Source organism: Chryseobacterium takakiae (assembly GCF_900129385.1).
GTDB classification, from domain to species: Bacteria; Bacteroidota; Bacteroidia; order Flavobacteriales; family Weeksellaceae; genus Chryseobacterium; species Chryseobacterium takakiae.
Genome location: NZ_FQVO01000001.1, coordinates 648,374 through 663,964, shown reverse-complemented (window position 1 = coordinate 663,964; position 15,591 = coordinate 648,374). Strand labels below are relative to the sequence as shown.

Sequence of the window (15,591 nt, the reverse complement as noted above, 5' to 3'; positions counted from 1 at the left end):
TTAAATTTAAAACTTTTTCACCTTAATGTTGGTGTCTTTCTTTTTATATTCAAAAACCACGGTTTCCGGATATCCTTGTTTTGTCACCTGAATGGTTTGGGTGGGTTTTGTATAGTTGTATTTGTCATTTTCAATATACAGGTCGTATTTTCCATCTTTCAGGAAAAACTCAAACTCATTTTTTTGGTTAACCACAGCGGTATAAATCATACCATCTTCACTTCTTGCATACACTACTATTCCGGTTACATCCGTTTCCAAATCATCATAGGCTTGCCGGATCTCTGTTAATTTTCCGCTTACCCTGATGTTTTTTACCAAGCCCACTTTGCGGTTGATATTGTTATTTACCATAATGACAGGATCCATCATCAACCGGGCGCCTGCACTTTCGTTTACCTTCAGCGTGTAAATACCTTCAGGCACATTCTGGAAAACTACTTTTCCGTTCCTATCGGTCATTGCAACAAAATTGTCCAGTTTCACTATTTCATTGGCTAGGATCTGTTCACCCGCCTCCAGAAGGCCATTGGAATTTTTATCTTCAAATAACTGGAACGTCACTTTATGATTTCCAAGAGCCGTAGCTGCAGCAAAATATTTTTTAATCCCCACTCTGAACTGGTAGTAGCTGCCACTGCTTGAATAAGCACCCGTAGATTTATAGCCGGAAAAATTAAAATAACCTGTGGTGGATAGGGAAGGCGAAATTTTATATTCCAGATTACCGCTTATATTGCTGTTTAAGTTCTTATAAAGCTGCGAATAGGAAGTTCCGGCTGAAAAAGATCCGATCAGATTATTATTCAACATCTGAAAATTATAGGATGCATATACATTATAGTTGGCGAAATTACGGTTTGCATTGTCATAAGAAATTAAATCAAAAACATTAATTGCATTCCATTGGGCTGTTCCGTTGAGGGAAAAGGATTTATACCGATATGACAAGGTTGTTTTCAGGCTGTTGAACCAGTCCGCATTATGGTTGTCTTTTGAATAGGAATATTCCGCCATCCAGTTCAGTCCGTGGGCACCCAGGGTAGTGCTGATGTTGGCCTCCAGCCGGTAAGAAAAAAGTTCCCGGGATGTATAATAACTGGCTGTTTTCTGATTTTCAACTTTTGGTGCTAGTAGAAAATTCCATTTCTTTACAGAAAACTGATACCCTGATCCCAAAGATTCCGTACTGTTGAAATAATAACGCAAATTCGCGGTATTCCCAGGCTGGATAGGCGCATTCTGGAAACTCAGGAACTCAGGCTCTACCTGGGAATTCTGATATTGTATAAAAGCGCGCTGAGAAGCAGAAAATTGGTGGCCGATCCGCTGATTTGAGAAAAAAGATCCCCGTTTGATTCCTGCATAACTTTTGGTGGCAAATGAATTAACAGACTGTATATCCCATTTCCCTATTTTTCCTTCGTAATTGGCTCCCACTGAAGCTCCTGTATTTTCATCTTTGTTAAAAAGACCTTTTTCATGGCTCAGGCCAGCTTCGGTGCGGATGGTGTGTTGATCATTAATTACAAATGATGTTACCGCATTCGCCACCTGCGTATCAATATTAAAGCGCGGATCATGGTCGAATAAATAGGACACTTTCCCATTGAAAGATTTGGCATTGCCAAAACCATATTTTGCACCCACCATCTTAGATCCTTCTGTTTGCTGGAAATAAGTGCCATACAGATTATAATTGTTTTCCAGCGCAAGAACTTCTATCTGGTTATTTTCACCAAATTTGGCAGAAACTTTCCCACCTCTTCCGAAAACCGGATAATCGTAATCGGTACTATTAACATTTCCTACCCGTAATGCCATATTTTTTCTCTCCAGCTCCAGCCAGGTGTCATACAGGTTATAACGACTGTCTTCAAGATAGTAATCTGCTCCTATATTGAAGCGGGATTTCAGATTTTCGGTCACCCGAAACGCTGTGTTTCCCCTCAATTGAAGAAAATTAAAACCAGAACTGTTTTCGTTATAGCTGATTTCTGCAAAATTGCTTCCGCTCAACGTTTCATTTCCACGGGCAATCTGTCTGTTGTTCGATAAGATCACTAAGTGGATCGTATTGCTCCCCACTATTTCATTAGTAAGCAGGTCTGTGACAGCTGCATTAATACTAAATTCAGGAAAAAGCATATTCTGTTTTCTGACTGCAATTTTGATCTCAACCGTTTGTTTTTCCAAACCTTCCAGAGATACGGTTTGCTGTTTGGGCATCATTTCCAAACCGTCAGGAATGGATTGCAGGTCAATCTTAATGTTTCGTTTACTATAACCCTGGTTTTCTACAGTCAGCAGAATTGAAGAATCGGGCGCAGTAGGATTAATGAAATTTTCGTATGCTGCCGTATAAATTGCGATGTTTTTATTCTCGTCTTTTTTAACGAAGAACGAGGTGCTTTCAGTTCCGTTGGCCATTGGCGTAGTGTATGAAACCTGAAATGTAATCTCGTTGGATCTCAGTTTCATAAAATCCACGTTGGCGATCAGTTTCACAGGAAGATTTTTAGTCTGACCAGCACCTAAAGTAAAGTCATTTTTGGGATAGAAAAGCAATCCCGGATAATTTTCCTGTGGCATGATATTCTGAATGGTAATCCCTTCGGAACCTTTATTCTCAATGACCAGGAAATTAGTAAAAGTAGATCCCTTTTCAACAGCGATACTGTCATTTTCAAAATGAACCCGAATATCCTTTTTTTCCTGTGCAAGGGCCAGCGAAAAGTTCAGAAGAACAAATGCAAAAACTAAGATTGTTCTTTTTATGATTGACATCGATATTCCATTTTGATGGTTCAGGACTTAATTTAAAATTTAAAGTTTTTTTCGCCTACGCGCAAATCGTTGGATCCTGCCATTTTGATAATAGCCACGCCAAGGAAGTTCCCTGAAATGTTCTCCGGTAAAGAAAATTGAACGGTCTGATTGGTATCGGGAAGCATAGAGATGGATATGGCGGGTAATTTTATTTCCTTACCATTGTCTGTATTGGTCAATTCAAACTCAACAGTGGCATCATTGATGGTATTTCCATCATTATGGATACTTACTGCTACTTTCCTGTTTGCTGAATTCTCGTTACTCGCCTCTGAAATATTGGTGATATCCAAACTTTTTACATTGTTCCCCGGTGGAGTATAAAAGATGTGAAGTCCCACCTCAAATAAGGTGATGACACCAATCCCGTTTTGAGCTCGTGCCTGATCTGCCTGCTGCGGAAGCTGGGTGAAAAACAACATACTGTTTGTAACGGCAGATTTTGTTGCGTTTGCCGGAATCTTCATGGTTACGACAATCTCTTTTGTACTTCTTGCAGGAACGGTGACTGTATTCTCTAAAGTGGATACCCAAGAGGCATTGGAAGTTTTTGAACTGCCTGCATCAAGATAGACCTTATTTCCGTCTTCTTCTCTAACCCAATCTTTATAGTTGAGATTAAAAACATAATCCTTATCCGAGCTGTTTTGAAGCGTGACCGTCTGTGTCACTTTTTCTCCCGGATTACCGGTAAAAAACAAGCGGGTAGGCGACATTGAGATACTTTGTGCCAGAATGGAAGAAGATCCTGTAAGGATAAAGAAAACGAAAAGGTATATAAACTTGTGCATGGTGTGATGGTTTAAAATAAAAGATTCCCAAAACTAATGAAACTTAACTAAAGGAACCTTTCAAACAAAAAAAATATTATAAAGCAGTCGCAGTATAGGTTACTGTTTGCGTATAAGTTCCAGCCGGCTTACCTAATATTTTAGAAGATGAAGATTGGGCTGCAGGAATAGTATAGTCCAGATTCAATGTTAATGCGCTTCCAAGTGGTGCATTTGCCACTAAAGTCTGATCTGTTGCAGATAAAACAACAGCGCTTTTAGTTCCACCCATGGTTCCGGAAGCAGTAGCAGCTTTGATGGTTAAAACATCAACAGGAATCAAGTTGGTTCCATTCATGAAATTGGCACCTCCTGCTTTTACTTTTACGTTAAAATTCTTTGTTGAGGTTACTTTTAGAGAATTAGCTTTAGTAATGGTCTGATCCGAGTTATAATCTGCTGCAGTTACATAGTTAAAGTCAACGGTATTACCGATTGCAGTACTTCCTGTATCGATAGAGATGACATCGTTCAGGGTAATGTTTACCGTTGTAGTAGCGGTAGTATTCTGAGCCTGAACAGTGTTTGTTCCTAATACGAATGCTCCGATGGTTAATGCTGCGATTGCGATTTGCTTTTTCATAATGATATTATTTTATTTTTTATTCTTATTTAATTGTTCTCTTTTGAACATTACAAAGGTACAGCGGCAAAAAAAGTTTCTTTGTAGTGGAACATGTAAGTTCGTGTAGTGAAATCGCCACAGTATTTTATTAAAAAGAATAGCCCCCAACACTTATAAAATCTTTGGGCGTATATAAATGCTGTATTTATATACAAAATCAAAGGCCTCCCGCAGGAAGCCTTTGAAACACCAAACACAAAATATTAATATGAAAAAAATTCACTTTTTAGTCAGGAAATAAATTTTGCTAACATCCTGAATCCTGATCCGGCATCTGTAGATCTTTTTAGGCCAACAATTTGCTAGCAAATAAATTAATTTCCTGATATTATTCCCAGTAGAAGTTTATTTAAATTCAGCTATTTATAAAGCAGTCGCAGTATAGGTTACTGTTTGCGTATAAGTTCCAGCCGGCTTACCTAATATTTTAGAAGATGAAGATTGGGCTGCAGGAATAGTATAGTCCAGATTCAATGTTAATGCGCTTCCAAGTGGTGCATTTGCCACTAAAGTCTGATCTGTTGCAGATAAAACAACAGCGCTTTTAGTTCCACCCATGGTTCCGGAAGCAGTAGCAGCTTTGATGGTTAAAACATCAACAGGAATCAAGTTGGTTCCATTCATGAAATTGGCACCTCCTGCTTTTACTTTTACGTTAAAATTCTTTGTTGAGGTTACTTTTAGAGAATTAGCTTTAGTAATGGTCTGATCCGAGTTATAATCTGCTGCAGTTACATAGTTAAAGTCAACGGTATTACCGATTGCAGTACTTCCTGTATCAATAGAGATTACATCGTTCAGGGTAATGTTTACCGTTGTAGTGGCGGTAGTATTTTGAGCCTGAACAGTGTTTGTTCCTAATACGAATGCTCCGATAGTTAATGCTGCGATTACGATTTGTTTTTCATAATGATATTATTTTATTTTTTATTCTTATTTAATTGTTCTCTTTTGAACATTACAAATGTACATCGGCAAAAAAAGTTTCTTTGTAGTGGAACATGTAAGTTCGTGTAGTGAAATCGCCACACGTATTTTATTTTATTGTTTAAAAAGAAAAAGCCCCCAACACAGAAAAGTGTTGAGGGCTTATATAAATTATTGTTTGTTTTGATTACAATGCAGTCGCAGTATAAATTATTTTTTGCATGTATGTTCCTTTAGGTTTTCCCAGAAGTACTTTTGATGCTTTTTCTGCCGAAATAGAATAGGCAATATTTAAAGATTGTTTTGATCCTAAATTTGCGTTACTTACCAGAACCTGATCGGTTGTAGATAAGGTAACCTCATTCAGTGTGCCCGTTAAACTTCCGCCCGGTATTGCTTTTACCTGTAATACATCTACCGGAATTAGATTTGTGCCGCTTACAAAGTTTGCCCCCTCAGATTTTACTTTTACATCAAAATTTTTGGAGGAAATGATGACTAAACTATTCGGGACGGTCACATTTTTGGAAGAATTATAATCTGCTGTATTCACATAATTAAAATCTACAGCGCCTCCTGAAGCAACACTTCCTACATCCATTGAAATAACATCTGCTAACATAATGTTGACGGAGGTACTAGCCTGATCCGAATTTTGTGCAAGAACCTGGTTGTTTCCTAAAGCAATTGCTCCCAGAGATAATGCCGCAATAATAATTTGTTTTTTCATGATAGGGTAAATTAAAGGTAATAAAATGCTGTCATTCAAAATGAATTATACTGACAAATATCATTTTATCAAATCTAATACCATTATCTGACATAACCAAAATTTATTTTATTTTTTTTAAATATTTGTAAATCTGCTAGTTAATAGTATCTTATTCTGAACTGAGGTAATTCTTACGATAATATTTCACTCTTAAATGATAAGTGAGTGTTGATTTTTGACGCAATCATAGAATAATAGATAAAACTTACTGATACATTTACCTGGGATACTATTACAATATACTGCGATACAGTTACAGAATAATTATCTCAGATAAATTATGGCAATGAAAATAGTATTAACAGGTTCTCTAGGGAACATCGGAAAACCGCTTACAAATGATATTTATAAGTAAACAAATTCAATTGACATTTTAGCTGTTATTCAATAATGATAACGAATATGGAGTACTTTTATACTATTTTAGGGGATCAAAATATCAGAGAATCTTTCGTGACTAAAAAATATTTATTTGGGTTAGTTCGAAATCCCACCCCCAGACAGACGGACACTTGAAACTGTATAATAAGTTCATAGAAACATGAATAATTTTGAATTATATTTTTCATACCTTTAAAAGTTGATAATGTAAATATAAATGATTCACTTTTTCTCTGCATTAGGTACTGACGCAATTTTCGATATACTGAAGCAATCCAGTGATCCCACCGCAATTTATACGGGTGAGGATTTACGCATCCAGTTTGCGAATGATGCGATGCTTAAAATATGGAATCAAGATGAATCAATACGCGGCAGAAAACTAGAGGAGGTGTTTCCTGAGCTGAACGAAAAGTCCTACTTAGACATTTTGCGGAATACCTGGCATTCGGGAAAAGAATGTGAGATCCAAAATATACCCTTATCAACCGAATTAAATGGTAATAAGATCACGCTGTATTATGATTTTAAATATAAGCCTGTTGCGGATAAAGCCGGCAAGATCTATTGCATTCTGCACACGGCAAGTAATGTAACGGAAAGACAGCAGGTCTGGGAACTCCTTCGAAATCGGGAGACTGAGCTCAACATTGCTAATCATGACCTTTCATCCTTAAATCATGACTTTCAGACAAGTAACGAAGAATTGACAGCGGTCAATAAAGAATACATAGAAATGAACAGGAATTTGGATCATGCCAATAAGGAAATTTATTTTTTAAGTGACCAGTTGAGAAAAGATAACTCCGATCTGTTATCCGGCAAGATAGAAAATGAGAGCAATATCTCTGAGCTTACTTTGCAAAATGAAGAACTAAATAGTAAGAATAACCAGCTAAAGCATTTGAATGATACCATTTCATTGCTGAATGAAAAACTCACGACAAGTGAAATGAGTTTTCGTGACCTTATTACACAGTCGCCTGTTGCCATGATGCTTTTAAAAGGTGAAGACTATGTGGTAACGATGGTTAATGTCGCTATGCTGGAGCTGTTGGGCAAAGACGCAACCATTATTGGGAAGCCTTTATTTAAGGAATTTCCTGAGCTTAGAGGACAAAAAGCTGCGGATATGTTAGAAGATACTTACAAAAACGGTATAAAACATTCTGATGACGCGTCCCCGGTAATATTTAAGAAGGATGGTCAGCCGAAGCAAGGATTTTTCAATTTCAGCTACACCCCCTACATTGAAAACGGAATTATTACAGGTGTAATTGATATGGCTATTGATGTTACCGCACACGCTGAAGCTATAATGCATCTGGAAGAAAATATCAAAGAAAAAGTAGAACTCGAAAATAATCTCAGGGAGAGTGAGCAACGATTAAGATCCATATTGGAAACGATGGCAGAAGGTGTTGGTGTCATAGATGCATCAGGACAAATGGTGTATGCCAATCCAATGGCTCAGCAGATTCTTGGATTAAAGGAAACGGAGATCAAGACCCGTACTTATGATGATCCGCAATGGCAGAACCTGCGTATCGACGGAACACCTCTGCCCTCTGAGGAGCATCCCATGTCCATCATGATGAAGACACAGAAACCCCTCACTGACCATGAGATTGCCGTACAGCCCCCGAATGGAGATAGAATATATCTTTCGATCAATGCAGCACCCATGTTTGATCAGAACGGTGTTCTTACCGGTGGGATAGGAACCTTTATGGACGTTACCGAAAGAAGGCTCATTGCCCAGAGTAAGGATGATTTTATCAGCATCGCCAGCCATGAACTCAGGACACCGGTTACTGCACTCAAAGCATCGTTGCAGATGCTTCAAAAAAGAGGCATGAATTTAACCGAACAAACTAAAATTAAGCTCATAGATCAATCCGTAGAAAGTCTTAACAAGCTGACAACACTGATGAATGATCTTCTGGATACCAGCCGGCTCGAACACGGACAACTAAAGATAGATAAGAAACCTTTTACAATATCAGAATTATTCAAGGAATGCCTGGCTAATTTTGCCCAGCAGACAGACAGAAAGATTACTTTTGAAGGTGATCTCTACCAAAAGATCGTTGCAGACAGCCAGCAGATTGGTCAGGTGATGGTCAACCTCATCAATAATGCCATTAAATATGCACCGGATTCTGATATAGTTATTAAGGCGAATATGCTTGATGATAAAGAAATGATGATCAGTGTGAAGGATAATGGTCCCGGCATCCCGAAAGAAAAATTATCCAGACTTTTCGAAAGATACTACCGGACGGACTATCAGGGGCAGAAATTTTCAGGCCTTGGCCTGGGACTTTTTATCTGTGCCGATATCATCAAAAATCACAGTGGTTCTATCGGTGTTGAAAGCGAAGTTGGACATGGCTCAACGTTTTGGTTCACCCTTCCGGTATAGTACTTTTATCGATCTGAATGATGTTCGATTAGTTGAGATTTATACCAACATATTAATTCTTATATTAATCAGATCCTTGTCAGGATCCAATATCGAAAACTCTTTAAAATTCTGCGAGAAGGAAATGCGGATTTTGTATCCTTCGGAGAACCGTTTATTGCAAATCCGGACCTGGCTGAACGGTTCAGGCATGAAATAGCCTTATCGCAAAGCGACAGAGATACCTATTACTGCGGAGAAAAAAATGGATATATTACTTATCCTAAAGCAGCAATTACTAAATCGGAATCATAAACTAACACAAATAATGCCGGTTTTATTAAAAGGAATATATTTTACTGCAAAAGATATTATTTAATTAATAAATATTTGAATGAAGGAATCATGCATTAATGATTCCTTTTCTTATAATTCGTTAGAAATAACCCTTTTTGAGAGTTTTTTGAAAAATTATTGCTGAACTCCCAGAAGAAACGTGCATTTTTTCTTGCCTGTTCATTGGTAAAATGTTCATATTCAATTCTGTAAATTGAACTAAACAAACGGGAACGTCCCACCCCGTGATGGCAATGAATCAGGACAGGATAGTTTTTGGGATCATCCATTATTTTTAAAAACTTCTTCACGGTACTGTCTTCGGGAATCTGGTCGGTAGGAAGATTGAAATAATGAACGCCTGAAATCTTTCCCGCAGCGGAAGCTTCCGTATTGACTTGCTGTTTGGTTTCGGGATTAAGTTCTGTTTGTTCTGCGCCATCACGCAAATCGATGATGGTTTTTATATGATGGTCATTGATAACACCAGGCAGTTGATCCGCTGGAATAACGCCGGAATTATACACTTTATTTTCCGAGATTGTTACCAGATTGTGGCGAATTTTTTTCTGATAAAAAGCAAAAGCTAAACCAAGGAACAATACCGTAATCAATGAAATAATTGCGATTTTTATTTTTTTAGATTTAAAAATTTTGCTCATAGGCTGAAGTTGTGAGATTTTTGAAATTGTTGGCTAAGATACTATCTTATCATTAAATATCCGGTTTTTACTTAATTTTAAAAACTTTCATGATTTCTTAGATATAATAATCAGAAAAAATTAATCCGGAAAACGTTAACTATTACAATTTTCAAGTACTATTTCCTGTTAAAATTATGATGTGTTTTTATATTGTTTTGCATTTTTCACTATTTGTGGTATACTTTAAGCCTTATGCAGGCTGGTCTTTTTCTCTATTTTTGTATTTTCGTGATTGAAACCAATAAGGAACAATGGAGGACTCTTTATCACCTTTAAATTTTGAACAGCTAACCCACATATTTTCTTTCATCAGTACTGCTACTGCGGTACATGTTGGTGAAAATGCGAGGATTGAATTTGCAAATAAGGCTATGTTGGCCATTTGGGGCCGCGGTCCGGAAGTTATTGGAAAAGGCCTGGAAGAGGCAATGCCCGAACTCTCAGGTCAGCCTTTTATTGAAATGTTTGCAAGGGTTTGGCGCGAAGGCATAACGATTTCAGGAAAAGACACTCCTGCAGATCTGTTAGTTGATGGAGTGATAAGTACCTACTATTTTGATTTTGAATACCGTGCAGTGAAAGACGAAAATGGCCGCGTAATAGCAATTTTACATACTGCTACTGATGTTACGGAACGCTATCTCAACAGACGTGAACTGGAAGAGGCAAGCCAAAATAAACAGCTGCTCCTCCGTGAGCAATCCTTAAATGAACAGCTCGCGGCTGCAAATGAAGAGTTAAGCGCAGTTAATGAAGAGCTTGAAGCAAGCAGGGAAGAGCTTTCCCGTATGAATACGGAGCTTGAACAGATGGTAGAAGATAGAGTGAAGGATTTAGTGGAAAGTGAAGAGCGCTTTAGATCTATGGCCGACAATACAGATATTCTGATAGCTGTACGTGATGAAACAGGAAAACTCATCTATTTTAATAAAGCATGGTCCAGCCTTAGCGGGCGTAATGCAGATCAGCTGCTGGAGATGGGTTGGTATTATCTTATTCATCCTTCGGATAAACAAAAATTTCTAAATATTCATCAGCAGGCATTTACACAGAGAATTTCTTACAGTGCTGAAATGAGACTTCTGGGATCCGACGGATCTTATCACTGGCTGCTAAAAAAAGGAACACCAAGATTTCTTTCCGACGGTAAATTTGCAGGATATATAAGCTCCTGTGTAGATATTACTCAGATGAAACTCAGTGAGCAGCAGCTGCAGGATATGAATGAAGAATTGGCTGCTTCTAATGAAGAATTTACTGCGCTTAATGAAGAACTGGCAACAACCAATGAGGAACTTGCAGAATCTAATGAAGAACTGCTCCTTAGTGAGGCACGCTTTCGAAATCTTATCAGGCAGGCGCCGATTGCCATATGTGTAATCCGTGCAGAAGATCTGGTGGTCATTGAAGTGAATGACGGCTACCTGGAATTAGTGGGCAAATCCCGGGAAAGCTTAGAAATGCGGAGTATCTGGGAAGGAGTGGCGGAAGCTGCTGATGTATATGCCCCGATTATGCAACAGGCAATCAAAACCGGAACCGCATTTCATGGAATGGAGCATGAACTTATATTAAACCGAAACGGAGTAGACCAGATCATGTTTATCGACTTTGTTTATGAACCTGTTAAAGACTTAAAAGGAGTAGTTACTTCCATTATGGTCGTAGGAAATGATGTGACGGCAAAAGTGATAGCGAGAAGACAGATTGAAGATATTGAGGAACGTAACCGTCTTGCGATTGAAGCATCTGAGATTGGGACTTACGAGTTCAGATATGATGAACAGTCAGTAATCGGATCCAGGCGTTTTGATGAAATCTTTTGTGTTACAAGCCCCGTTTCAAGAGCAGAGGTACTTACCAGTTTCCATCCGTTGGATGCCCATCTTAGTGATGAAGCTCATGCTATTGCCCGAAAAACAGGAAAGCTTTTTTATGAAGCCAGAATTGTGCTTGCAAACAACGCAATAAAATGGATCCGTTTACAGGGGAACGTTCATTATGATAGCGACGGAAATGCAAAAAAACTTCTTGGTACCGTGATGGATATTACTGCTCTAAAACAAATTCAGCAACAGAAAGATGATTTCATCTCTATTGCCAGCCACGAACTTAAAACGCCTCTTACGAGCCTCAAGGCTTCCTTACAGCTTCTTGAAAGAATGAAAGCAAATCCTACGCCTCTGCTTCCAAGATTAATTGATCAGTCCAACAAAAGCATGGAAAAGATCTCTGAACTGGTGGAAGAACTGCTGAATGTAACCAGGATAAATGAAGGCAAGGTCATGTTAAACAAAAAGAAATTCAACTTTGCCCATATGGTTGATGAGTGCTGTTCTCATGTGATCCATCTGGGAACTCATGAACTGTTGGTAGAAGGTGAAAAAAACCTGGAAATCGTAGCAGATGAAAACAGAATACAGCAGGTTGTTATTAACTTTATCAATAACGCCATTAAATATGCGCCTAAAAGCAGACAAATATTCCTCACCATCGAGAAGGACAATTATTCGGTGAAAGTTTCTGTAAGAGATACCGGTCCGGGAATTCCCGCTGAAAAGCTGCCCTATCTTTTTGAACGGTATTACCGGGTAGATCCGAATGGTATTCAGGCTTCCGGACTTGGATTAGGACTGTATATCAGTGCGGATATTATTGAACGCCATGGCGGGAAAATTGGTGTTGAAAGTGAAGAGGGGATGGGAAGTACGTTCTGGTTTACATTGCCGAATGAGGTTCAGAATGATTAAAGCTAATTTTTCTTAAATTTTATCAATTACATAAAAATATTATTCTTTGGATAATTAAATCTGAGGCTGGTTTATTATTAGACTAAACTGTCAAAAAAATAAGAATTTTATCTCTGTTTGGAGATTTATTTTTAGCACAAATTGCCCCTAATGATAAGCTTTCATGAAAATTTGCAATTTTTTTCTTTTTCATGATTATAAAGTAGTTTGATTACAAATATTTAATTTATATTCGCGAAAATTTTTTTAACCATGAAATGTATTTACGCTTTAATCCTTTCCACAGGATTGTCAATTTCTATGAATGCAGCAACAATTTATGTTGATCAGAACGCCTCAGGAAATAACAACGGAAGTTCGTGGAGTAATGCTTACACAGATCTTCAAACCGCCATTAATAATGCAGCAGCGAATGATGTCCTTTTTGTAAAATCAGGTACCTATTATCCAACTTATCAGATGGTAAACAATGATGCAAGAACGAAAACTTTTTATATTAATAAAAACATCAAAATTTATGGAAGTTTCAATGGTACTGAAACCACATTGGGCCAGAGAAATCTTTTAACAAACCCTCCAACCATATTATCCGGTGATTTTAATGGAAATGATTCTGATACTAACGGTAACGGAATTAATGACTACGGGCTGGGAGAAAATGCCTACAATGTAGTTTTCACAATGAATCTTGCTAATACGGCTCTTCTTGACGGCTTTAGAATTACAGGCGGGAATGCAGATGTTAATACCAATTACACTTTAGGATCTTACACGATCTATAAATCAGTTGGCGGAGGTATGTATAATATCAATTCCAAAATACAGGTCAAGAATTCCCGGTTTGTGAATAATTCCGTATATGGTTACGGAGGAGCTATGGAATGTGTGTCTGCAAGTAATGTAACGGTTGATAATTGTACTTTCACGTATAATGCTGCTGCATACGGAGCCTGTGTAGGATTAGACAATGCATCTTCAGCTATTATTACCAACAGTACTTTTACTTCAAACAGATTTACGGGAGGATGTATTGCGTCTATCAATTATTCTGTAGCTAAGGTTTCATATTCTACATTCAATAATAATTCAGGAACGTACGGTGGTGCTATCTATGGATATAACTACGGAAATTCTGTATTGCAGAACGTTAAAATTCATAACAATTCTGCTTCCAGTGGTGGTGGAGCCATTTATAATAATGGAAATTCTACCAATTCTATCTACAATTCACTGATCTACAGTAATTCTGCGGATACGGGAGGAGCTATTAAAAATGTAGGAAGTTCTTATTCAAATATTGTGAACTGTACCATTACCAAGAACTTTGCGACGGGATACGGTGGTGCAATTTACTGTTCGGTAGCTCCAGATAACATGAACAGCAAAATTTACAATAATATTATCTGGGGAAATACCTCAAACAGCCAGTTTTCGCCATATATTTATTATGAATATTTTACGCCGACCAAAATTCACGTAAAAAATTCAATTATTCAGGGTTCCGGAGGATCTTCTAACTGGTATTCCAACTGGGGACTGAATGAAGGCGGAAATTTGGATACTGATCCGAAATTTACCAATTCGGCAGCCAATGATTTTTCTTTATTATCAGTAAGCCCGGCTATTAATTCTGCTTCTAATGATTTTCTTACGCTTCCTACAGGAAATGATTCCTGGTATGCTTATGATACGGATATCATGAATAACCCGAGACTCGTAAATGCATTGGATATGGGAAGTATTGAGAATCAGACTGTACTTTCCACTCATGAAAATCAAAAACAAAATGATTTCCAAGTATTTCCAGTTCCGGCAAAAGACTTTATTAATTTCAAATCCCAAAAGAAAATCAATACCATTACGATTCTGGATATATCGGGGAAAATCATAAAAAAAGAAACGCAGAATTTTGAGAAAGGCTTAAACATTTCTAATCTCGATGCAGGAGTATATTTTGTTAACGTAGTTTTTGAAGACCATACTGAACGTGTAGGAAAAATTATTAAAGATTAAAATTTTAAATAAATAACTATTCCTAAAATAAGTTGACAAGTTATTTTAGGACGGGACAAAATTAATAATAAAGGCTGTCTTTATCAGACAGCTTTTTCGTTGGTATGTGAGCCTTCTGATTTTTACAGATAGTCGTTTAAAAACCTCAATTTGGTTTAATATTTCCTCAATTTGGATACATCCATTATTTTTTACGGGCGCATCTTTGTGATATAAATTTAAAAGAATTGAAAATGGCCAATAGAGAAGAAAATAAAGTGGCACTGGTATCGGGTGCCAATACAGGAGTAGGCTTCCAGATAGCGAAAGCTCTTGTGGAAAACGGATACATTGTTTATATCGGCTCACGTGATTTACAAAAGGGAAAAGCAGCAGTTGCTGAATTGGGTGAAAACGCAAAACCCTTACAGCTGGACATTACAGATTCGGAATCTGTTAGAATGGCAGTGCGAACCGTAGAGAATGAATACGGCTATCTTACGCTTCTGGTAAACAATGCTGCAATTTCACATGCAGGAAAGTCCGGCCGTACGATGGAAGAAGTTTTGGGCTCACAGCGCGCGAGCATTGCACCGATTAATGAACTGAAAACTGTTTGGGACACTAATGTTTTCGGAACACTTGCATTAACACAGGCTTTTTTACCGTTATTGCATAAAGCTTCAAGTGCGCGTATTGTAACGGTTTCCAGTGCATTGGGTTCTCTTGGGATCAATGCTAATCCGGAAAATCCATACAGAGGAAATTTTGATGCTGTGTACGGTGCTTCTAAGACTGCGCTCAACGGAATTTTCCTTTCGCTGGCGATAGATCTGGAGAATACGAATATTAAAGTACATCTGGTAAGTCCGGGATTTACAGCCACGGCACTTAATAATTTTCAGGGAACGGATTCTGTGGAAGAAGGTTCAAAAGAACCAATCCGTGTGGCGTTGTCCGAAGATCTTCCGAACGGGAGTTTCACCGGACCTGTTGGTTTCAGTGGTAAGGATCATATTCTTCCCTGGTAATATTTTAATA

The 15,591-nt window shown here is 37.9% G+C and carries 10 protein-coding genes; 4 read left to right on the top strand and 6 right to left on the bottom strand.

Annotated elements, in window-relative coordinates; translation table 11 throughout:
• Positions 1-6 precede the first annotated feature (6 nt).
• The 5 genes from BUA76_RS02835 to BUA76_RS02815 all read right to left on the bottom strand — a co-directional run bounded on the left by BUA76_RS02835 (position 7) and on the right by BUA76_RS02815 (position 5,941).
• Positions 7-2,787, bottom strand: a complete 2,781-nt coding sequence (locus tag BUA76_RS02835; RefSeq protein WP_228408448.1) for a COG1361 family protein — start codon at positions 2,785-2,787, stop codon at positions 7-9.
• Positions 2,788-2,819: 32 nt separating this feature from the next.
• Complete coding sequence (locus BUA76_RS02830; protein WP_228408447.1) at positions 2,820-3,620, bottom strand: fimbrial biogenesis chaperone; 801 nt, start codon at positions 3,618-3,620, stop codon at positions 2,820-2,822.
• A gap of 76 nt (positions 3,621-3,696) precedes the next feature.
• Complete coding sequence (locus BUA76_RS02825) at positions 3,697-4,242, bottom strand: peptidoglycan-binding protein LysM (RefSeq protein WP_072883294.1); 546 nt, start codon at positions 4,240-4,242, stop codon at positions 3,697-3,699.
• Positions 4,243-4,647: 405 nt separating this feature from the next.
• Positions 4,648-5,181, bottom strand: a complete 534-nt coding sequence (locus BUA76_RS02820) for a peptidoglycan-binding protein LysM (protein WP_072883293.1) — start codon at positions 5,179-5,181, stop codon at positions 4,648-4,650.
• Positions 5,182-5,398: 217 nt separating this feature from the next.
• Positions 5,399-5,941, bottom strand: a complete 543-nt coding sequence (locus tag BUA76_RS02815; RefSeq protein ID WP_072883292.1) for a peptidoglycan-binding protein LysM — start codon at positions 5,939-5,941, stop codon at positions 5,399-5,401.
• Between the two features lie 640 nt (positions 5,942-6,581).
• Between BUA76_RS02815 and BUA76_RS02810 the strand changes: the two genes are divergently transcribed.
• The gene (locus BUA76_RS02810) at positions 6,582-8,789 is read left to right on the top strand and encodes an ATP-binding protein (RefSeq protein ID WP_072883291.1); all 2,208 of its coding nucleotides are present in this window, start codon (positions 6,582-6,584) and stop codon (positions 8,787-8,789) included.
• Positions 8,790-9,178: 389 nt separating this feature from the next.
• Here the strand turns inward: BUA76_RS02810 and BUA76_RS02805 are convergent, their stop codons facing one another.
• On the bottom strand, positions 9,179-9,766 hold the full coding sequence (locus tag BUA76_RS02805; protein ID WP_072883290.1) for a dual specificity protein phosphatase family protein: 588 nt from the start codon (positions 9,764-9,766) through the stop codon (positions 9,179-9,181).
• Positions 9,767-10,059: 293 nt separating this feature from the next.
• On the opposite strand from BUA76_RS02805, the gene BUA76_RS02800 reads away from it, so the two are divergent.
• The 3 genes from BUA76_RS02800 (at position 10,060) to BUA76_RS02790 (ending at position 15,581) form a co-directional block, all read left to right on the top strand.
• The gene (locus BUA76_RS02800) at positions 10,060-12,558 is read left to right on the top strand and encodes a PAS domain S-box protein (RefSeq protein WP_072883289.1); all 2,499 of its coding nucleotides are present in this window, start codon (positions 10,060-10,062) and stop codon (positions 12,556-12,558) included.
• Between the two features lie 252 nt (positions 12,559-12,810).
• Positions 12,811-14,571, top strand: coding sequence for a T9SS type A sorting domain-containing protein (locus BUA76_RS02795; RefSeq protein WP_072883288.1), 1,761 nt, complete (start codon positions 12,811-12,813; stop codon positions 14,569-14,571).
• Between the two features lie 233 nt (positions 14,572-14,804).
• Positions 14,805-15,581 carry an SDR family NAD(P)-dependent oxidoreductase gene (locus BUA76_RS02790; RefSeq protein ID WP_072883287.1) on the top strand — a complete coding sequence of 259 codons (777 nt, stop codon included), beginning with the start codon at positions 14,805-14,807 and terminating at the stop codon, positions 15,579-15,581.
• Positions 15,582-15,591: the final 10 nt, after the last annotated feature.